General features: G+C 45.6%; 24 protein-coding genes. 19 read left to right on the forward strand and 5 right to left on the reverse strand.

The window, feature by feature from the left end; all coding sequences use genetic code 11:
* Window positions 1-181: 181 nt before the first annotated feature.
* Entirely contained in the window at window positions 182-1,729 is a 1,548-nt protein-coding gene (locus A1WG_RS03730) for an HD domain-containing protein (RefSeq protein WP_001723258.1), read from the reverse strand.
* Window positions 1,730-2,088: 359 nt separating this feature from the next.
* Entirely contained in the window at window positions 2,089-3,591 is a 1,503-nt protein-coding gene (locus tag A1WG_RS03725; RefSeq protein WP_001516217.1) for an SNIPE associated domain-containing protein, read from the reverse strand.
* A gap of 328 nt (window positions 3,592-3,919) precedes the next feature.
* On the opposite strand from A1WG_RS03725, the gene A1WG_RS24345 reads away from it, so the two are divergent.
* The 7 genes from A1WG_RS24345 (at window position 3,920) to A1WG_RS03695 (ending at window position 5,885) form a co-directional block, all read left to right on the forward strand.
* Window positions 3,920-4,021: a hypothetical protein gene (locus A1WG_RS24345; protein ID WP_072129709.1), complete on the forward strand. Its 102-nt coding sequence runs from the start codon at window positions 3,920-3,922 to the stop codon at window positions 4,019-4,021.
* On the forward strand, window positions 4,018-4,473 hold the full coding sequence (gene ybcN / locus A1WG_RS03720) for a DNA base-flipping protein YbcN (protein ID WP_001516218.1): 456 nt from the start codon (window positions 4,018-4,020) through the stop codon (window positions 4,471-4,473). Before A1WG_RS24345 ends, ybcN begins: the two co-directional genes overlap by 4 nt.
* Complete coding sequence (locus A1WG_RS03715) at window positions 4,473-4,643, forward strand: NinE family protein (RefSeq protein WP_000224914.1); 171 nt, start codon at window positions 4,473-4,475, stop codon at window positions 4,641-4,643. The genes ybcN and A1WG_RS03715 overlap by 1 nt, the downstream gene beginning before the upstream one ends.
* Window positions 4,636-4,926: a DUF1364 domain-containing protein gene (locus tag A1WG_RS03710; protein ID WP_001516219.1), complete on the forward strand. Its 291-nt coding sequence runs from the start codon at window positions 4,636-4,638 to the stop codon at window positions 4,924-4,926. The genes A1WG_RS03715 and A1WG_RS03710 overlap by 8 nt, the downstream gene beginning before the upstream one ends.
* The gene (rusA, locus tag A1WG_RS03705) at window positions 4,923-5,285 is read left to right on the forward strand and encodes a crossover junction endodeoxyribonuclease RusA (RefSeq protein WP_001099521.1); all 363 of its coding nucleotides are present in this window, start codon (window positions 4,923-4,925) and stop codon (window positions 5,283-5,285) included. Before A1WG_RS03710 ends, rusA begins: the two co-directional genes overlap by 4 nt.
* Window positions 5,282-5,422 (forward strand): YlcG family protein, encoded by a 141-nt coding sequence (locus tag A1WG_RS03700; RefSeq protein WP_000971070.1) that lies wholly within the window; start codon window positions 5,282-5,284, stop codon window positions 5,420-5,422. The genes rusA and A1WG_RS03700 overlap by 4 nt, the downstream gene beginning before the upstream one ends.
* A gap of 85 nt (window positions 5,423-5,507) precedes the next feature.
* Window positions 5,508-5,885, forward strand: a complete 378-nt coding sequence (locus A1WG_RS03695) for an antiterminator Q family protein (protein ID WP_001204777.1) — start codon at window positions 5,508-5,510, stop codon at window positions 5,883-5,885.
* A gap of 155 nt (window positions 5,886-6,040) precedes the next feature.
* Here A1WG_RS03695 and A1WG_RS03690 read toward each other — a convergent pair whose 3' ends face one another.
* On the reverse strand, window positions 6,041-6,565 hold the full coding sequence (locus tag A1WG_RS03690) for a lipocalin family protein (protein ID WP_001516220.1): 525 nt from the start codon (window positions 6,563-6,565) through the stop codon (window positions 6,041-6,043).
* Window positions 6,566-6,757: 192 nt separating this feature from the next.
* Here A1WG_RS03690 and A1WG_RS03685 point away from each other — a divergent pair, with 192 nt between their 5' ends.
* The 7 genes from A1WG_RS03685 (at window position 6,758) to A1WG_RS03655 (ending at window position 11,133) form a co-directional block, all read left to right on the forward strand.
* A complete protein-coding gene (locus A1WG_RS03685) occupies window positions 6,758-7,717 on the forward strand; it encodes a YbgA family protein (RefSeq protein WP_016242627.1) in 960 nt (319 codons plus the stop codon).
* A 351-nt stretch (window positions 7,718-8,068) separates the two neighbouring features.
* The gene (locus A1WG_RS03680) at window positions 8,069-8,800 is read left to right on the forward strand and encodes a helix-turn-helix domain-containing protein (protein WP_001146311.1); all 732 of its coding nucleotides are present in this window, start codon (window positions 8,069-8,071) and stop codon (window positions 8,798-8,800) included.
* Window positions 8,801-8,988: 188 nt separating this feature from the next.
* Window positions 8,989-9,204 (forward strand): phage lysis protein EssD, encoded by a 216-nt coding sequence (essD, locus tag A1WG_RS03675; protein WP_000839582.1) that lies wholly within the window; start codon window positions 8,989-8,991, stop codon window positions 9,202-9,204.
* Window positions 9,204-9,701: a lysozyme RrrD gene (rrrD, locus tag A1WG_RS03670; RefSeq protein WP_001135277.1), complete on the forward strand. Its 498-nt coding sequence runs from the start codon at window positions 9,204-9,206 to the stop codon at window positions 9,699-9,701. Before essD ends, rrrD begins: the two co-directional genes overlap by 1 nt.
* Window positions 9,698-10,156, forward strand: coding sequence for a lysis protein (locus A1WG_RS03665; RefSeq protein ID WP_001082731.1), 459 nt, complete (start codon window positions 9,698-9,700; stop codon window positions 10,154-10,156). The genes rrrD and A1WG_RS03665 overlap by 4 nt, the downstream gene beginning before the upstream one ends.
* Before the next feature lie 201 nt (window positions 10,157-10,357).
* The gene (locus A1WG_RS03660; protein WP_000839225.1) at window positions 10,358-10,855 is read left to right on the forward strand and encodes a KilA-N domain-containing protein; all 498 of its coding nucleotides are present in this window, start codon (window positions 10,358-10,360) and stop codon (window positions 10,853-10,855) included.
* Window positions 10,852-11,133, forward strand: a complete 282-nt coding sequence (locus A1WG_RS03655) for a hypothetical protein (RefSeq protein WP_001516221.1) — start codon at window positions 10,852-10,854, stop codon at window positions 11,131-11,133. The genes A1WG_RS03660 and A1WG_RS03655 overlap by 4 nt, the downstream gene beginning before the upstream one ends.
* A 588-nt stretch (window positions 11,134-11,721) precedes the next feature.
* Here A1WG_RS03655 and A1WG_RS03645 read toward each other — a convergent pair.
* Both A1WG_RS03645 and A1WG_RS0122310 read right to left on the reverse strand, forming a co-directional pair.
* A complete protein-coding gene (locus A1WG_RS03645) occupies window positions 11,722-12,132 on the reverse strand; it encodes a DUF1398 domain-containing protein (RefSeq protein ID WP_000079508.1) in 411 nt (136 codons plus the stop codon).
* A 57-nt stretch (window positions 12,133-12,189) separates the two neighbouring features.
* Complete coding sequence (locus A1WG_RS0122310) at window positions 12,190-12,423, reverse strand: YlcI/YnfO family protein (protein WP_001331705.1); 234 nt, start codon at window positions 12,421-12,423, stop codon at window positions 12,190-12,192.
* Between the two features lie 388 nt (window positions 12,424-12,811).
* Between A1WG_RS0122310 and A1WG_RS03640 the strand changes: the two genes are divergently transcribed.
* From A1WG_RS03640 to A1WG_RS03620, 5 genes are read left to right on the forward strand one after another with little or no spacing between them, the layout of a single operon-like run.
* A complete protein-coding gene (locus A1WG_RS03640) occupies window positions 12,812-13,357 on the forward strand; it encodes a DNA-packaging protein (RefSeq protein ID WP_000453558.1) in 546 nt (181 codons plus the stop codon).
* Window positions 13,332-15,257, forward strand: coding sequence for a phage terminase large subunit family protein (locus A1WG_RS03635; protein ID WP_001516224.1), 1,926 nt, complete (start codon window positions 13,332-13,334; stop codon window positions 15,255-15,257). The genes A1WG_RS03640 and A1WG_RS03635 overlap by 26 nt, the downstream gene beginning before the upstream one ends.
* On the forward strand, window positions 15,254-15,460 hold the full coding sequence (locus A1WG_RS03630) for a phage head-tail joining protein (RefSeq protein WP_000198149.1): 207 nt from the start codon (window positions 15,254-15,256) through the stop codon (window positions 15,458-15,460). Before A1WG_RS03635 ends, A1WG_RS03630 begins: the two co-directional genes overlap by 4 nt.
* Complete coding sequence (locus tag A1WG_RS03625; protein ID WP_001379565.1) at window positions 15,457-17,058, forward strand: phage portal protein; 1,602 nt, start codon at window positions 15,457-15,459, stop codon at window positions 17,056-17,058. The genes A1WG_RS03630 and A1WG_RS03625 overlap by 4 nt, the downstream gene beginning before the upstream one ends.
* Window positions 17,039-18,370 carry a S49 family peptidase gene (locus A1WG_RS03620; RefSeq protein WP_001516225.1) on the forward strand — a complete coding sequence of 444 codons (1,332 nt, stop codon included), beginning with the start codon at window positions 17,039-17,041 and terminating at the stop codon, window positions 18,368-18,370. The genes A1WG_RS03625 and A1WG_RS03620 overlap by 20 nt, the downstream gene beginning before the upstream one ends.
* The last annotated feature ends 7 nt before the right edge of the window (window positions 18,371-18,377 follow it).

The raw sequence follows: 18,377 nt of genomic DNA on the forward strand, positions 1-18,377 counted from the left end.
ATAATGGTTGTGTAGCGTATAACAGGATGCTGAGGTAGTATTAAACAATGAATAAATCTGATTGACAAGCACCAGATAATACTGCGGGTCAATCATTAGACATGAACGCCACTAGTTACTGAGAGTAACTAATGGCGTTGTGTTTATAGTTAAGATGTTTTTTTAAAACATCAGGGGGGCTCTACTTGTCTTTTTTAATATGTTCAATCTCATCATTAAGACATTTATCTATTTTTTTTATTAACACATTAATTTCTTCGGTGTTTTGGAGTTGAGTTGTCTTAGAAACAAAAACTCGAATAAAGAATTTAACATAGTGATAGGGTTGAAGTACATCGTTATACTTACATAAATCATTTATTGTATACTTGCCGCCTGTTTCTTTTTTTATTATTTTAGCTTGACTTGTATCGATATCTTTAAAGTTATCTTCAATCTGAAAATCAAGAACCCATTCATCTCCTTTTAAATTATCCTCAATGATTTTGTTGATTTTCTTAGATATATTTTGTTTATATTCTTTGTATCTGTTGTCGGAAATGTTAACATTAGAAAACGTGTGTTTTTTTTCATATATTTTTTTCCAAACATTTCTATCAACAATATCTTGAATTATAGCTTGAGAATTTTTATCTAATGTGTTTTTAAGAGTGTTTTCTAAAAACGTTTTGTCTGGGTTTTCACGATAAAAGTGTTTGATGGACTCAATGAGAGTGTTTTTAGATTTTAAAGAGACAACATCATCAGTTTTTTTTCTAGAACACGCTTTGTTAAGCATCGCAGATAGTGCACGATTGGTCTTATGAAAATAAACTTGACTATAAAGCCCACTTCTTGCATTGGCAAATTCTAGTATTGAATCCATACCACTTTCTTTATATGCCAGGTAAACACTATTTTCAACTTTCACAGGAATAAATGACATTAATAATCGTCCATAATCATAAATCCCATATTTAACGCCGGAGAAGTAGCTATCTCTAAGTAGGTAGTCCATTCTGTCCGCATCTATAGGTGAAGATGATATGATTGAACCTAATAAAGGATATACATTTACTCCCTCAATGTTATTTTTAAAATCATATCTTTTATCAACAATTTTTATAATGCTTTCTGGATTAATAGCCGCTATGTTTTCTTTATAGACATCGTCGTCATTTGATTTATCTTGGGCTTCATTTTTTAATTCTTCAATAATTTCTTTAATAAAAATACATGATACTTGTTCGTGGGTTAACTTGTCATTATCACTTAAAGATATAATCTTATCGTATTGTTTATTTCCTTCAGTTTTGCATTTTTCTTTGAAATCTTTTACGGATATTGCAAAACTATCGAATTGGTGGGCAAGTGGGCCATGCCCAACATCGTGTAACAATGCTGCAATACGTAACTCCTGTATAAGACTTGAAGGCATTTTTTTTATATCTAAATATAGATCAATGCCCATATTTTTTCGGTCATAAATTAATGCATTCAAATTTATATTTTTCAAAATCTCATACGATAAATGCATTACACCGACAGAGTGTTCAAAGCGAGAGTGCATTGCAGAAGGAAATACTTTATATAGAAACGTGTTCTGCCTGATATCTCGTAGTCGTTGGAATAAAGGATGGTCAATTATCTTTTTTTCTAGCTTAGTTATTCGAATCACTCCATGTATGGGATCTAAAAACTTCCCCAGAAGTAAGTCTTCAAAGTTCTCAAGTTTGTTTTTGTTTGTCATGAGGCTTTCCTTTTGCTGTAGTTATAATACGAAATTTAAATAGTAATGATGTTTATAGTTTCAATGTGTTATCTAATGGTTAACACATTGTGATGTAGCATATCAATATGGATTCATATGTTCAATTGGTCTGTGGAGTTTAGTTATGAATAAGATTGATTCTGGTAATACTTTGTAGTTTAAGCTAGAGGCGGGATTCGTGATGTTCAAATCAGTATGTAATGGAGGTTGTGCATTAGTACTTGCTGCTGGAAATTAAAAATAAAGTTGCAAGTAATCGACGTTTTCCGGGAGGAGGATGTAAGCATCGCTGACCAAAAAGTATCAACGATGCCTGTTTTGTTTTAACTACAAATTAATTAAATTGCATCTGCAAACTCTGTGATTTTTCGCTCAAGTATGATTGATGAGTTGCTGTTGTCGATTTTTTTATTTTCATGATTACGAATAGCCAATGACTCATTAAAGTCTTTTGCGACTGCTGTCTCAATAAATTCAATTTCTGAATCAGAGTGTTTTTTAACAGCTTCTTTGATCTCATCCAGAGTAACATAGAAAAACTCTTTTCTACGATTTACAAGATTGACTCTCTTTTTATCGAAGACATCATGTAGTTTTTTTTCTAATGATGGAGCGTCCTCCGAATAAATCATGGCATGCACATCAAAAATAAAAGGAACAGATGCATCACCAAGCTCATTTACACGGTCTTGTGGATCAAGACGTCGTGTCATGCCTATTTTATAAACATTCTCCCCAAAAGAACCTATGTTCGAAATAATATAAACATGACCTTGTTTGGTTTGTTGTGCCATGGATAATGCTCTTTGATGCTTTGATTCAGCCTGCGACAAACTCTGTTCTAGTTCGGCAATGCGATTTTCGAGGCGCTGCTTCATGTCACCAGTAACTTTTTCCATTTCCTTTCTTGCAGCTTCAATTGCTTTTTTATAACGGCGCTCTTCTGCCTCTGCGTCTTGCATGGCCTTTTCTATTTCTCGTTGTGCACGCTCCTCCTCTCTCATTTGTGCCCTTATTTCTGCCTGTTCTTCTTTTTCTTTCTGTTTTTGCTCACGATATTCATGGGTAAGCCACAACTCCTCAAGTTTTTTATTAAGGTATTTAGTATTTATATATATGTGATTTTGCTCGTTTAGTTTATTTATGGCCTCAAATGCCTTTGTGATGCGTTCTTCCATTTTAGTGATATTTTTCCACGTGCAATTACTAATTGCAGCATCACATTCATTATTAAATGCTCTAGTAGTTAGCCTAATATTTCTGTCTGTCATTTTTTTACCCTCTGCTCGAGAGCCTTCAACAGTCCATTGGGTTGTGCAATATACTGCACCAGAGTGGGTTTTATCCCGCAGCATTAATTTCTGTTCATCCCTGATGGATTTTATTTTGTTTTTAAATTGCTCTGAATCTTCAAAATTAAAATGAGGTTCGTAAAATCCTAGTTCGGCTAGTTCAACATCTTCTGAATAAATAGAAATTTGCTTTACTAGCTTATCATATATTTCTTTCTTCTCTTTATAAGTTCTTCTTAGTTCTTGGATTTGTTTATTGATACCATCCATTTTTTCAATGGTGTTTGTTAGTTCATTATTGGCATTTTCTTTTACTTTTTGGGACTCTTCTTTTATAATGGAGCATTCTTGCTCTGTTTTCTCAATAAGCTTCTTACATTCCTCTTCCACATTAAAATAATCTGCAAAGCGAGATTTGTATTCTTCATTTTTTTGATTGCTATCACTTAATTCTAATTGTATTTTTTTGATGCGTTTGATTGCAGCTATATATAGAACAAGAACAACCAATAAAAATATGATTGCAAGTAATAGTGGAGTTTGAGTCATTCGTGCTATTCCTTACGGACAATTTAAGACGTTTTGTATTAAATCCTGTTCAATGTGTATGCGGGTGATTGCTACCGCTTACAATCTTCATAATTATCAGTTAGATAGACTCGCTAGTAAATAATTTCATTTTTTGCAATATTCTTATTGAATATTTCAATTTATGAAATGAACTCTTTATCCTTTCAAGGCGAAAGGTTTCTTCTTCGGAAATATTTGCTCTCGTGTGACGTATAAAGGCCTTTGATTTTTAAAAAACAGTAGGGAATAATATAGTTACTGTCGGCCTGAACACCCGGCGGTGGGGTTGCGCTAAACGGGGACGTTTATGCGCACATACAATCTAAACTCTCTTCTCCCTTCACAGATGCAGAAATGCACCTGCGATTTTTTGCATCCAACGTTTGACCTCTGCGGAGGTGAAGCGTGAACCTACCACAAGATGGCATCAAATTACATCGCGGCAACTTTACCGCTATCGGCCAGCAGATCCAGCCTTATCTGGAGGACGGAAAATGCTTTCGCATGGTGCTTAAACCGTGGCGTGAGAAACGCAGTCTTTCCCAGAATGCACTCAGCCACATGTGGTACAGCGAAATCAGTGAATACCTTATCAGCAGGGGGAAATCGTTCGCTACCGCAGCATGGGTAAAAGAAGCTCTCAAACACACATACCTCGGTTATGAAACCAAAGAACTGGTTGATGTCGTAACCGGTGAAATCACCACTATCCAGTCGTTACGCCATACCTCCGATCTTGATACCGGAGAGATGTATGTCTTCCTGTGTAAGGTTGAAGCCTGGGCGATGAATATTGGCTGCCACCTGACTATTCCGCAGAGCTGCGAGTTCCAGCAGCTCCGCGACAAGCAGGAGGCGTAATGGCTACACCGCTTATTCGTGTCATGAACGGACACATCTACAGAGTACCAAATCGTCGTAAGCGTAAACCTGAGCTGAAGCCTTCCGAAATACCAACACTGCTCGGATATACCGCCAGCCTGGTTGATAAAAAATGGTTGCGACTGGCAGCAAGGAGGAATCATGGCTGATTTGAGAAAAGCAGCGCGTGGTCGGGAATGCCAGGTAAGAATCCCTGGCGTATGTAATGGCAACCCTGAAACGTCTGTACTGGCACATATCCGGCTGGCTGGATTGTGCGGCACCGGTATTAAACCGCCAGACCTGATTGCCACCATTGCATGTTCTGCCTGTCACGATGAGATCGACCGTCGCACGAATTTTGTTAACGCTGGATATGCAAAAGAATGCGCGCTGGAAGGTATGGCGAGAACGCAGGTTATCTGGCTGAAAGAGGGGGTAATTAAGGCGTGAATACTTACCACATCACACTACCCTGGCCGCCGAGCAATAACCGCTACTACCGCCATAATCGCGGGCGCACACACATCAGCGCAGAAGGGCAGGCATACCGCGATAACGTCACCCGAATCATTAAAAACGCAATGCTGGATATCGGCCTGGCTATGCCAGTGAAAATCCGTATTGAGTGCCACATGCCGGATCGCCGTCGCCGTGACCTGGATAATCTGCAAAAAGCCGCTTTTGACGCACTCACCAAAGCAGGTTTCTGGCTGGATGATGCTCAGGTCGTTGATTACCGCGTTGTGAAGATGCCTGTTACCAAAGGTGGGAGGCTGGAACTGACCATCACCGAAATGGGGAATGAATGATGTTTGAGTTTTATATGGCAGAACTTCTTCGCCACCGCTGGGGGCGTCTGCGCTTATATCGTTTCCCCGGTTCTGTTTTGACCGATTACCGAATACTGAAGAATTACGCCAAAACCCTGACAGGAGCAGGAGTATGAAGTCAGAGATAACAATCAACTAATACTGTTTTGTTGATTTTTGCTTGTAATTGGCGTTCTGGTCTGATTTTTGTGGAGTAAGTTGATGCGTGATATTCAGATGGTTCTTGAGCGTTGGGGAGCGTGGGCGGCTAATAATCATGAAGATGTGACCTGGTCGTCCATTGCCGCCGGTTTTAAGGGATTAATTCCTTCAAAAGTAAAATCTCGCCCACAATGTTGTGACGATGACGCGATGATCATTTGCGGGTGCATGGCCCGTCTGAAAAAGAACAACAGCGATTTGCATGATTTATTGGTGGACTATTATGTCGGCGGCATGACTTTTATGGCGCTTGCACGTAAGCATGGGCGATCTGATTGTTGGGTTGGCAGGATGCTCCAGAAAGCTGAGGGCGTAGTGGAGGGTATGCTGATGGTGTTGGATCTCCGATTGGAGATGGATGCTGATTGTTCGAAATAATTAAAGGAAAAGTTGCTGTCTGATTGTCATTAGTCTAACATTTTAAATGTTGGAATCGCAACGTAGTTATTATCATATAACAGCTTGTTTCCTGATTTAGCCAGCCTCCCCAAAGGCTGGTTTTTTTCTAATAAGTATCATTTCGGGTAGGGATTTTATTGTTTAACCCATAATAATTCATTGACATTGAATCCCAACTTTTGAGCGGTTCGCACATAGTCTGCTTTTACTTTATCTGGAATAGTTGAGGTCCTTGCCAGAATCCATAGGTATTCTCTGTTCGGACCACTGACAAGAGCATACTTATACTCATCATCCAGTTTGATTACATTATAGCCACCATAGAAGGGGCCAAAAAACGAAACCTTCAACGCTGCAGTTTTAGTATCTCCAGTAAAGTATGCTTTACCTTCGCTCTCGCTCCATTTATTTTTCGTTGGATCGTATCCACGGTTAAGTACACGAATCCCTCCGTCGTTCCGTTTTCCATAAGTAGCGCTGACCTGTTCCAGACCACGTTCGAACCGGTTCTCGAGGCGAGCTATTTCATACCATTTTCCGAGGTAGCGGTTGGCGTCAAAATTTGTAATCGGCTGCACACCTTTAGGTGGTGTCGGGGTCTTACATGCTATAAGAGTGAAAGAGAGCGCAATGCCAGTCAACACAGGCCATAACTTCATAATAAATCCTGTACTTTTGATAGTTGAGAGTAAGTATGAAAGATAGATGATTACGACCGATCACTTAAAGAACTTTCATACTATATTAGGAATAGTCCATAACAGAAAAATTGTCAGTGATGACGCCAGAAAGGCAATTTATTCCGTGCACTACACAGTTTATGTGTTAATGAATTAGTCAAGGGGGAGGATATGATAAAAAAACCTGTGATTGGAATCAGCGGTTGTTTGGCCGGTTCTGCTGTTCGTTTTGATGGTGGTCACAAAAGAGCTGACTTTTTAATGGACAAATTAGTGGAATGGGTAACATTCAGACCAGTATGTCCGGAAATGGCTATAGGGCTGCCAGTTCCGCGTCCTGCTCTACGTCTTGTGCGCTCGACGCAAGGAAATATACGGATGTGTTTCAGCCACGACCAGAATGAGGATGTGACAGAGAGAATGACAGAGTTTAGTCGTTCTTATATGGACAAATTAAAGGATGTATCGGGGTTTGTGGTTTGTGCTAAATCTCCCAGCTGTGGCATGGAGCGCGTGCGTGTCTATGATGAAAATGGTAATCGAGGTCGTAAAGATGGAGTGGGACTATTTACGAGCACTTTGATGGAAAAGTTTTCCTGGCTACCGGTTGAAGAGGATGGGCGATTACATGATCCAGTGCTTCGTGAGAATTTTGTTGAAAGAGTTTTTGCTTTGCATGAGCTCAATCACCTTTACAAGGAGAAATTATCAAGAAGAGAGTTATTGGCTTTTCATAGTCGTTATAAGCTTCAGTTGTTGGCGCATAGTCAGACAGGCTATAAAGATATGGGACCATTTGTGGCTGCAATACACGAGTGGGCGGATCTTGAACCATACTTTGAGGTGTATCGTGATAAGCTGATGGCGATTCTCAGAAAACCTGCATCACGTAAAAATCACACGAATGTGCTGATGCATATACAGGGGTATTTTAGTAACTACTTAAGTACACGCCAGCGTAAAGAGTTGAGCGAGGTTATACTTAACTATCGTTCTGGCACATTACCTCTTCTTGCGCCGTTGACTCTGCTGAAGCATTATCTGGGTGAGTATCCTAATGATTACTTGCTTACACAGAATTACTTCGATCCCTATCCGGACGAACTGGCTCTAAGACTGATGGTAAATTAATTGTATGCGATATCATCCAAAAGGATGAGTTCCTGCATACAGGATATTTACAATCGTAAAAACTACACTATGATACCCAGAGTGTCAGTTTGTATAAAAACTCTGTTTACGCTGAAGAAACCATTGAGATGCAACTTAAATTTGGTAAACATGCCAGTCAAAATATATGATATTATGATTCCACGCAGCTATATATAATATAACAGATTGGTTTAATAATTTGTCTTTGTGAGTTAAATACATAATTTTATACTTGTGATGCAATGAGATTTTCCTTATTGTTGAACTGGCGAATATTGATTTTCCACCTATACTTACCTGGTGTAACCCCAATGATATCAGGTGGATAATATGCCATACATATGTTCTATCATTTTGGTGTTGAACTCGTTTGATGTCCGAATTGGTAAAGAAGATATTTTGTTTAAAAAAGGAAGTGCTGTTCTCATTGATTACAATTTAAAAGATTTTTTTTCATCAAATATAGATCATGTAATGATCGTAGATGTTGAAGAGAAAACAGTTAATGATTTCTTTAAAAGCAACACACTCTCACCTTTTTCTGTAAGAAGGTTTTATCCGGCATACTTGATGGTGGAATGTGAAGATTTTTCATTGTTAAAGAACTTGATTGCATGCTTGAATTGTGATGGCAGAACTGTGGATTTTGTTAGAAATCAAATATCACTTGCATGTCTTGCTATCTTATCTTCAGAGAAAATAGTGCAAAGTTTTTTATTTGGATGTCTTAATAGTTTAGGAAGTAAAGTTAAGGCTATTATTCACACGGATATATCTGCAACATGGAGACTTTGTGATATATCTTCAAGACTGTATCTGAGTGAAAGTCTGTTAAAAAGAAAATTAAAGCACGAAGGCTTATCATTTAGTAAATTAATTCTTGAAGAGCGAATGGTGATGGCGGAAAGGTTATTAAGCTACAATTTATATTCTGTTGGAAAAGTTGCTGAGATATGCGGTTATGAAAACACGTCATATTTTGTAAGTGTTTTCAGAAGATATTTTGGTGTTCCTCCCCATCAATATTCATCAAGATTTTTTTTAGAAAAAGACATGATGTAACGTGATGCGTTTTAATGATTTTGTAATTTTCGTATTTGATAATTGTATGATGCTTTCAGCTACGCCAGAATAATCGCTGGCGTTTTTCTTTTTGAATAGATGTTCAAGCCTTACGCTAATGTAACTTCTATACCTTTCCTCTTCGTTCCGAACCGTGTACACCATCCGTTATTTGCGGAGGTGAGGCTATGAAATCCATGGATAAGTTAACAACGGGCATTGCCTACGGCACCTCCGCAGGCAGTGCTGGCTACTGGTTTTTACAGCTGCTCGATAAAGTCACGCCCTCACAGTGGGCAGCAATAGGTGTGCTGGGTAGCCTGGTATTTGGCCTGCTGACGTACCTGACAAACCTTTATTTCAAGATTAAAGAAGATAAGCGCAAGGCTGCGAGAGGTGAATAATGCCTCCATCATTACGAAAAGCCGTTGCTGCTGCTATTGGTGGCGGAGCAATTGCTATAGCATCAGTGTTAATCACTGGCCCAAGTGGTAACGATGGTCTGGAAGGTGTCAGCTACATACCATACAAAGATATTGTTGGTGTATGGACTGTATGTCACGGGCATACAGGAAAAGACATCATGCTCGGTAAAACGTATACCAAAGCAGAATGCAAAGCCCTCCTGAATAAAGACCTTGCCACGGTCGCCAGACAAATTAACCCGTACATAAAAGTTGATATACCGGAAACAATGCGCGGCGCTCTTTACTCGTTCGTTTACAACGTGGGCGCTGGCAATTTCAGAACATCGACGCTTCTTCGCAAAATAAACCAGGGCGATATCAAAGGCGCATGTGATCAGCTACGTCGCTGGACATATGCTGGCGGTAAGCAATGGAAAGGTCTCATGACTCGTCGTGAGATTGAGCGTGAAATCTGTTTGTGGGGTCAGCAATGAACAGAGTAACCGCGATTATCTCCGCTCTGGTTATCTGCATCATCGTCTGCCTGTCATTGGCTGTTAATCATTACCGTGATAACGCAATCGCCTACAAAGAGCAGCGCGATAACAAGGCCAGTGAACTGGAGAAGGCGAACGCCACCATCGCTGACATGCGGAAGCGTCAACGTGATGTAGCAGAACTCGACGCAAGATACACAAAGGAGCTTGCTGATGCTAACGCGACTATCGAAAGTCTCCGTGCTGATGTTTCTGCTGGGCGTAAGCGCCTGCAAGTCGCCGCCACCTGTGCAAAGTCAACGACCGGAGCCAGCGGCATGGGCGATGGAGAAAGCCCAGGACTTACAGCAGATGCTGAACTCAATTATTACCGTCTCCGAAGTGGAATCGACAAGATAACCGCGCAGGTTAACTACCTGCAGGAATACATCAGGACGCAATGCCTGAAATAATTTTTTTGCAAATCACAAAGTCCATTTAATGAGCCTCGCGATGCGGGGCTTTTTGCAATAAATGCGTACCGCAACGCATGTTTTTTACACCGAACCTGCCCCTTTGGAATGGGCCTTTGAGGATACCAGTTAGTGCTGGCGAGCCTCGGTGGGCTGGTTTCCTGTGCGGCAAAGGTTCATTTCAAAGAGTAGGTACACGCTATGAAATCATTAACCCTCTTCAATCAACCAATTCGTATCGGTGAAGATGGCATGATCTGCCTCACTGATATGTGGAAAGCCAGTGGTAAAAGTGAATCTGAATCGCCTTACCACTACCTGCGAAACAAGCAGACCAAAGAGTTCTTAGCCGAGCTGGAGAAAAACCACGAATCTGTGGTTTTTACTGAGCGCGGTGTACACGGTGGAACATATGGCGGGAAGTTTGTTGCTTACGATTATGCGGCTTGGTTAAACCCCGGGTTCAAGTACGCGGCCTATAAAGTCCTCGATGACTACTTCACCGGAGAACTTCAGCATCGCAACAGCTTAAGTGCGCAGCTCAACATGAAATGTCATGAGTTTGACCAGAAGAAAGACATGGCGAGCTTCTGCGGACAAGGGCTGGCAGCATGGCGCTATACGAAGCCAGTGTTGGTCGCTGAGATTAACTCCCTGGCTAACCAGCTGCAGATTACGATCCCCGGGCTTCCGGGATGAGTGATCGGGTTATTGAATGCGCCTCCAGAGCGGGGCGCGACTTCTCAGAGTTCATGAAAGGCGAGAAGGGCATGATGGAAGCATTGGCCTCGGTGGATGAGTTTGGCGAGCAGCTGCGCCTCAACGGCTGTGTCAATCATCACTTTGTTAGCTACATGATGCGGAACTCGATCATGCAGGCATTCATGGACATGGCAAAAGCCGAGAGGAAAGAAGAGCGCCGGCGTAAGCGAGCGGAAGCAAAAGCAAAAGCAAAAGCAAAAGCAAAAGTGAAGTAGCCATTACAAAGCCCATTTACGGGTGGGCTTGATAATGAAACCGGAATTTATTCTGGGCCACCAGTTAACGGCAGTACCACGAAACAACCCAAGCCAGTAAGTGGGGAAATAACACCGGCAGCCACTGAAAGATGAACCTCCTGCCTTATGGCAAAAAAGATTCTTTGTGGTGGCGGACTGATGGAAAGACATCCTAATTTCAGCCAAACATTGAAGGAGTTGTTATGTCAGCAGAAGGTTTCAATAACCCATCAAAATTCCGGGATGAGTGGGATAGCAGCGTAAAGAGTAAGTGATGCCATCACAAAAGCCATTCCCTACAGAGTGGCTTTGATAATGGCTTATACCCTACACGGGATAACTTAACTGATATCCCTTTTAAAGGATAAAGGTATTCAAGCCTGACACATCATGCGCTGTATCGTCGCCGTATTCCCGTATTAACAGAGACCGTAGCCCGACGGGGAATTCCTTCTGCGTGAGTGTGCGGGAATAATCAAAAACGATGCACACCGGGGTTACCGGGTACACATATTTCATCATGCCAGCGAGTCCGGTTCTGGCGCGGAAGAAACCGGACGTTATGATTTAGTGCGGAAATATTTGTGTAGTGTTCTGAATGTTCTCAGTAAATAGTAATGAATTATCAAAGGTATAGTAATACCTTTTGTTTTCGTGGATATTTGTAATCCATCTGAAAACCCCTGCTGTAGCAAGATTTTTCCTGTATTCGTAAAATGATAACTCTCCTGATTTGAATCCTTTTAAGGTGGCTTCTATAAGGCATTTATTTTTTGAAAATCTTACATTTACAACCTTACCCTGTCCTTTTATTAAAACCGTATTATCGTTTTCAAGAACAAGATGAATATTCTCTGTGGCTAAATAGTAAATGTAATGTGAGACATTGTGACGTTTTAGTTCAGAATAAAACCAGTGATAGTTTAAATTATTTCGCACTTTATCGAATATTTGTTTAAAAATGGCAACCTGAGCCATTGTAGTACCTTCCATGTGATATGATGGGGCGTAGTCTGCACGATTATCTAAATTGCTTCAATCTGGTCTGACCTGTTTTCTGAGCAATTCAGTAATGTCACTCTTTTCTTTGTTTGCTTCAGGCGAAACTCTTTTTTCTGAGCACAGTCTCCGGCGGCAGGCTTCAATGACCCAGGCTGAGAAATTCCCGGACCCTTTTTGAACAAGAGCGATGTTAATTTGTTCAATCATTTGGTTAGGAAAGCGGATGTTGCGGGTTGTTGTTCTGCGGGTTCTGTTCTTCGTTGACATGAGGTTGCCCTGTATTCAGTGTCGCTGATTTGTATTGTCTGAAGTTGTTTTTACGTTAAGTTGATGCAGATCAATTAATACGATACCTGCGTCATAATTGATTATTTGACGTGGTTTGATGGCGTAGATGCACGTTGTGACATGTAGATGATAATTATTATCATTTTGCGGGTCCTTTCCGGCGATCCGACAGGTTACGGGGCGGCGACCTCGCGGGTTTTCGCTATTTATGAAAATTTTCCGGTTTAAGGCGTTTCCGTTCTTCTTCGTCGTAACTTAATGTTTTTATTTAAAATACCCCCTGAAAAGAAAGGAAACGACAGGTGCTGAAAACGAACTTTTGGGCCTCTGTCGTTTCCTTTCTCTGTTTTTGTCCGTGGAATGAACAATGGAAGTCAACAAAAAGCAGCTGGCTGACATTTTCGGCGCGAGTATCCGTACCATTCAGAACTGGCAGGAGCAGGGAATGCCCGTTCTGCGGGGGGGGGGCAAGGGTAATGAGGTGCTTTATGACTCTGCCGCCGCCATAAAATGGTATGCCGAAAGGGATGCTGAAATTGAGAACGAAAAGCTGCGCCGGGAAGTTGAAGAACTGCGGCAGGCCAGCGAGACAGATCTCCAGCCAGGGACTATTGAGTACGAACGTCATCGACTTACGCGTGCGCAGGCCGACGCACAGGAGCTGAAAAATGCCAGAGACTCCGCTGAGGTGGTGGAAACCGCATTCTGTACTTTCGTGCTGTCGCGGATCGCAGGTGAAATTGCCAGTATTCTCGACGGGATCCCCCTGTCGGTGCAGCGGCGTTTTCCTGAACTGGAAAACCGACATGTTGATTTCCTGAAACGGGATATCATCAAAGCCATGAACAAAGCAGCCGCGCTGGATGAACTGATACCGGGGTTGCTGAGTGAATATATCGAACAGTCAGGTTAACAGGCTGCGGCATTTTGTCCGCGCCGGGCTTCGCTCACTGTTCAGGCCGGAGCCACAGACCGCCGTTGAATGGGCGGATGCCAATTACTATCTCCCGAAAGAATCCGCATACCAGGAAGGGCGCTGGGAAACACTGCCCTTTCAGCGGGCCATCATGAATGCGATGGGCAGCGACTACATCCGTGAGGTGAATGTGGTGAAGTCTGCCCGTGTTGGTTATTCCAAAATGCTGCTGGGTGTTTATGCCTACTTCATAGAGCATAAGCAGCGCAACACCCTTATCTGGTTGCCGACGGATGGTGATGCCGAGAACTTTATGAAAACCCACGTTGAGCCGACCATCCGCGATATTCCGTCGCTGCTGGCGCTGGCCCCGTGGTATGGCAAAAAGCACCGGGATAACACGCTCACCATGAAGCGTTTCACCAATGGGCGTGGCTTCTGGTGCCTGGGCGGTAAAGCGGCAAAAAACTACCGTGAAAAGTCGGTGGATGTGGCGGGTTATGATGAACTTGCTGCTTTTGATGATGATATTGAACAGGAAGGCTCTCCGACGTTCCTGGGTGACAAGCGTATTGAAGGCTCGGTCTGGCCAAAGTCCATCCGTGGCTCCACGCCCAAAGTGAGAGGCACCTGCCAGATTGAGCGTGCAGCCAGTGAATCCCCGCATTTTATGCGTTTTCATGTTGCCTGCCCGCACTGCGGGGAGGAGCAGTACCTTAAATTTGGCGATAAAGAGACGCCGTTTGGCCTCAAATGGACGCCGGATGATCCCTCCAGCGTGTTTTATCTCTGCGAGCATAATGCCTGCGTCATCCGCCAGCAGGAGCTGGACTTTACTGATGCCCGTTATATCTGCGAAAAGACCGGGATCTGGACCCGTGATGGCATTCTCTGGTTTTCGTCATCCGGTGAAGAGATTGAGCCGCCGGACAGTGTGACCTTTCACATCTGGACGGCGTACAGCCCGTTCACCACCTGGGTGCAGATTGTCAAAGACTGGATGAAAACGAAAGGGGATACGGGAAAACGTAAAACCTTCGTGAACACCACGCTCGGTGAGACGTGGGAAGCGAAAATCGGCGAACGTCCGGATGCTGAAGTGATGGCAGAGCGGAAAGAGCATTATTCAGCGCCCGTTCCTGACCGTGTGGCTTACCTGACTGCCGGTATCGATTCCCAGCTGGATCGCTACGAAATGCGCGTATGGGGATGGGGGCCGGGTGAGGAAAGCTGGCTGATTGACCGGCAGATTATTATGGGCCGCCACGACGATGAACAGACGCTGCTGCGTGTGGATGAGGCCATCAATAAAACCTATACCCGCCGGAATGGTGCAGAAATGTCGGTATCCCGTATCTGCTGGGATACTGGCGGGATTGACCCGACCATTGTGTATGAACGCTCGAAAAAACATGGGCTGTTCCGGGTGATCCCCATTAAAGGGGCATCCGTCTACGGAAAGCCGGTGGCCAGCATGCCACGTAAGCGAAACAAAAACGGGGTTTACCTTACCGAAATTGGTACGGATACCGCGAAAGAGCAGATTTATAACCGCTTCACACTGATGCCGGAAGGGGATGAACCGCTTCCCGGTGCCGTTCACTTCCCGAATAACCCGGATATTTTTGATCTGACCGAAGCGCAGCAGCTGACTGCTGAAGAGCAGGTCGAAAAATGGGTGGATGGCAGGAAAAAAATACTGTGGGACAGCAAAAAGCGACGCAATGAGGCACTCGACTGCTTCGTTTATGCGCTGGCGGCGCTGCGCATCAGTATTTCCCGCTGGCAGCTGGATCTCAGTGCGCTGCTGGCGAGCCTGCAGGAAGAGGATGGTGCAGCAACCAACAAGAAAACACTGGCAGATTACGCCCGTGCCTTATCCGGAGAGGATGAATGACGCGACAGGAAGAACTTGCCGCTGCCCGTGCGGCACTGCATGACCTGATGACAGGAAAACGGGTGGCAACGGTACAGAAAGACGGACGGAGAGTGGAGTTTACGGCCACTTCCGTGTCTGACCTGAAAAAATACATTGCGGAGCTGGAAGTGCAGACCGGCATGACACAGCGACGCAGGGGACCTGCAGGATTTTATGTATGAAAACGCCCACCATTCCCACTCTTCTGGGGCCGGACGGCATGACATCGCTGCGCGAATATGCCGGTTATCACGGCGGTGGCAGCGGATTTGGAGGGCAGTTGCGGGCGTGGAACCCACCGAGTGAAAGTGTGGATGCAGCCCTGTTGCCCAACTTTACCCGTGGCAATGCCCGCGCAGACGATCTGGTACGCAATAACGGCTATGCCGCCAACGCCATCCAGCTGCATCAGGATCATATCGTCGGATCTTTTTTCCGGCTCAGTCATCGCCCAAGCTGGCGCTATCTGGGCATCGGGGAGGAAGAAGCCCGTGCCTTTTCCCGCGAGGTTGAAGCGGCATGGAAAGAGTTTGCCGAGGATGACTGCTGCTGCATTGACGTTGAGCGAAAACGCACGTTTACCATGATGATTCGGGAAGGTGTGGCCATGCACGCCTTTAACGGTGAACTGTTCGTTCAGGCCACCTGGGATACCAGTTCATCGCGGCTTTTCCGGACACAGTTCCGGATGGTCAGCCCGAAGCGCATCAGCAACCCGAACAATACCGGCGACAGCCGGAACTGCCGTGCCGGTGTGCAGATTAATGACAGCGGTGCGGCGCTGGGATATTACGTCAGCGAGGACGGCTATCCTGGCTGGATGCCGCAGAAATGGACATGGATACCCCGTGAGTTACCCGGCGGGCGCGCCTCGTTCATTCACGTTTTTGAACCCGTGGAGGACGGGCAGACTCGCGGTGCAAATGTGTTTTACAGCGTGATGGAGCAGATGAAGATGCTCGACACGCTGCAGAACACGCAGCTGCAGAGCGCCATTGTGAAGGCGATGTATGCCGCCACCATTGAAAGTGAGCTGGATACGCAGTCAGCGATGGATTTTATTCTGGGCGCGAACAGTCAGGAGCAGCGGGAAAGGCTGACCGGCTGGATTGGTGAAATTGCCGCGTATTACGCCGCAGCACCGGTCCGGCTGGGAGGCGCAAAAGTGCCGCACCTGATGCCGGGTGACTCACTGAACCTGCAGACGGCTCAGGACACGGATAACGGCTACTCCGTGTTTGAGCAGTCACTGCTGCGGTATATCGCTGCCGGCCTGGGTGTCTCATATGAGCAGCTTTCCCGGAATTACGCCCAGATGAGCTACTCCACGGCACGGGCCAGCGCGAACGAGTCGTGGGCGCACTTTATGGGACGGCGAAAATTCGTCGCATCCCGTCAGGCGAGCCAGATGTTTCTGTGCTGGCTGGAAGAGGCCATCGTTCGCCGCGTGGTGACGTTACCTTCAAAAGCGCGCTTCAGTTTTCAGGAAGCCCGAAGTGCCTGGGGGAACTGTGACTGGATAGGCTCCGGTCGTATGGCCATCGATGGTCTGAAAGAAGTTCAGGAAGCGGTGATGCTGATAGAAGCCGGACTGAGCACCTACGAGAAAGAGTGCGCGAAACGCGGTGACGACTATCAGGAAATTTTTGCCCAGCAGGTCCGTGAAACGATGGAGCGCCGCGCGGCTGGTCTTAAACCGCCCGCCTGGGCGGCTGCAGCATTTGAATCCGGGCTGCGACAATCAACAGAGGAGGAGAAGAGTGACAGCAGAGCTGCGTAATCTCCCGCATATTGCCAGTATGGCCTTTAATGAGCCGCTGATGCTTGAACCCGCTTATGCGCGGGTTTTCTTTTGTGCGCTTGCAGGCCAGCTTGGGATCAGCCGCCTGACGGATGCGGTGTCCGGCGACAGCCTGACTGCCCAGGAGGCACTCGCGACGCTGGCATTATCCGGTGATGATGACGGACCACGACAGGCCCGCAGTTATCAGGTCATGAACGGCATCGCCGTGCTGCCGGTGTCCGGCACGCTGGTCAGCCGGACGCGGGCGCTGCAGCCGTATTCGGGGATGACCGGTTACAACGGCATTATCGCCCGTCTGCAACAGGCTGCCAGCGACCCGATGGTGGACGGCATTCTGCTCGATATGGACACGCCAGGCGGAATGGTGGCGGGAGCATTTGACTGCGCTGACATCATTGCCCGTGTGCGTGACATAAAACCGGTATGGGCGCTGGCCAACGATATGAACTGCAGTGCAGGTCAGCTGCTTGCCAGTGCCGCCTCCCGGCGTCTGGTCACGCAGACCGCCCGGACAGGCTCCATCGGCGTCATGATGGCTCACAGTAATTACGGTGCTGCGCTGGAGAAACAGGGTGTGGAAATCACGCTGATTTACAGCGGCAGCCATAAGGTGGATGGCAACCCCTACAGCCATCTTCCGGATGACGTCCGGGAGACACTGCAGTCCCGGATGGATGCAACCCGCCGGATGTTTGCGCAGAAGGTGTCGGCATATACCGGCCTGTCTGTGCAGGCTGTGCTGGATACAGAGGCTGCAGTGTACAGCGGTCAGGAGGCCATTGATGCCGGACTGGCTGATGAACTTGTCAACAGCACCGATGCGATCACCGTTATGCGTGATGCACTGGATGCACGTAAATCCCGTCTCTCAGGAGGGCGAATGACCAAAGAGACTCAATCAACAACTGTTTCAGCCACCGCTTCGCAGGCTGACGTTACTGACGTGGTGCCAGCTACGGAGGGCGAAAACGCCAGCGCGGCGCAGCCGGACGTGAACGCGCAGATCACCGCAGCGGTTGCGGCAGAAAACAGCCGCATTATGGGGATCCTCAACTGTGAGGAGGCTCACGGACGCGAAGAACAGGCGCGCGTTCTGGCAGAAACCCCCGGAATGACCGTGGAAACGGCCCGCCGCATTCTGGCCGCAGCACCACAGAGTGCACAGGCGCGCAGTGACACTGCGCTGGATCGTCTGATGCAGGGTGCACCGGCACCGCTGGCTGCAGGTAACCTGGCATCTGATACCAATAAAGAATTACTTAATACACCTGAAGCTTTACCGGTATAAGAGGCAG

Source organism: Escherichia sp. KTE96, assembly GCF_000408525.1.
Lineage (GTDB): Bacteria > Pseudomonadota > Gammaproteobacteria > Enterobacterales > Enterobacteriaceae > Escherichia > Escherichia marmotae.

Coding starts and splice junctions, on each gene's coding strand:
- A1WG_RS03660 (WP_000839225.1), top strand. CDS start 10,358: ATGAAATCATTAACCCTCTTCAATCAACCAATTCGTATCGGTGAAGAT.
- A1WG_RS03685 (WP_016242627.1), top strand. CDS start 6,758: ATGATAAAAAAACCTGTGATTGGAATCAGCGGTTGTTTGGCCGGTTCT.
- A1WG_RS03695 (WP_001204777.1), top strand. CDS start 5,508: ATGCGTGATATTCAGATGGTTCTTGAGCGTTGGGGAGCGTGGGCGGCT.
- A1WG_RS03665 (WP_001082731.1), top strand. CDS start 9,698: ATGAACAGAGTAACCGCGATTATCTCCGCTCTGGTTATCTGCATCATC.
- A1WG_RS03710 (WP_001516219.1), top strand. CDS start 4,636: ATGGCTGATTTGAGAAAAGCAGCGCGTGGTCGGGAATGCCAGGTAAGA.
- A1WG_RS03700 (WP_000971070.1), top strand. CDS start 5,282: ATGATGTTTGAGTTTTATATGGCAGAACTTCTTCGCCACCGCTGGGGG.
- rrrD (WP_001135277.1), top strand. CDS start 9,204: ATGCCTCCATCATTACGAAAAGCCGTTGCTGCTGCTATTGGTGGCGGA.
- A1WG_RS03730 (WP_001723258.1), bottom strand. CDS start 1,729: ATGACAAACAAAAACAAACTTGAGAACTTTGAAGACTTACTTCTGGGG.
- A1WG_RS03645 (WP_000079508.1), bottom strand. CDS start 12,132: ATGGCTCAGGTTGCCATTTTTAAACAAATATTCGATAAAGTGCGAAAT.
- A1WG_RS03690 (WP_001516220.1), bottom strand. CDS start 6,565: ATGAAGTTATGGCCTGTGTTGACTGGCATTGCGCTCTCTTTCACTCTT.
- A1WG_RS0122310 (WP_001331705.1), bottom strand. CDS start 12,423: ATGTCAACGAAGAACAGAACCCGCAGAACAACAACCCGCAACATCCGC.
- A1WG_RS03630 (WP_000198149.1), top strand. CDS start 15,254: ATGACGCGACAGGAAGAACTTGCCGCTGCCCGTGCGGCACTGCATGAC.
- A1WG_RS03655 (WP_001516221.1), top strand. CDS start 10,852: ATGAGTGATCGGGTTATTGAATGCGCCTCCAGAGCGGGGCGCGACTTC.
- essD (WP_000839582.1), top strand. CDS start 8,989: ATGAAATCCATGGATAAGTTAACAACGGGCATTGCCTACGGCACCTCC.
- A1WG_RS03725 (WP_001516217.1), bottom strand. CDS start 3,591: ATGACTCAAACTCCACTATTACTTGCAATCATATTTTTATTGGTTGTT.
- A1WG_RS03625 (WP_001379565.1), top strand. CDS start 15,457: ATGAAAACGCCCACCATTCCCACTCTTCTGGGGCCGGACGGCATGACA.
- A1WG_RS24345 (WP_072129709.1), top strand. CDS start 3,920: ATGCGCACATACAATCTAAACTCTCTTCTCCCTTCACAGATGCAGAAA.
- A1WG_RS03680 (WP_001146311.1), top strand. CDS start 8,069: ATGCCATACATATGTTCTATCATTTTGGTGTTGAACTCGTTTGATGTC.
- A1WG_RS03715 (WP_000224914.1), top strand. CDS start 4,473: ATGGCTACACCGCTTATTCGTGTCATGAACGGACACATCTACAGAGTA.
- A1WG_RS03640 (WP_000453558.1), top strand. CDS start 12,812: ATGGAAGTCAACAAAAAGCAGCTGGCTGACATTTTCGGCGCGAGTATC.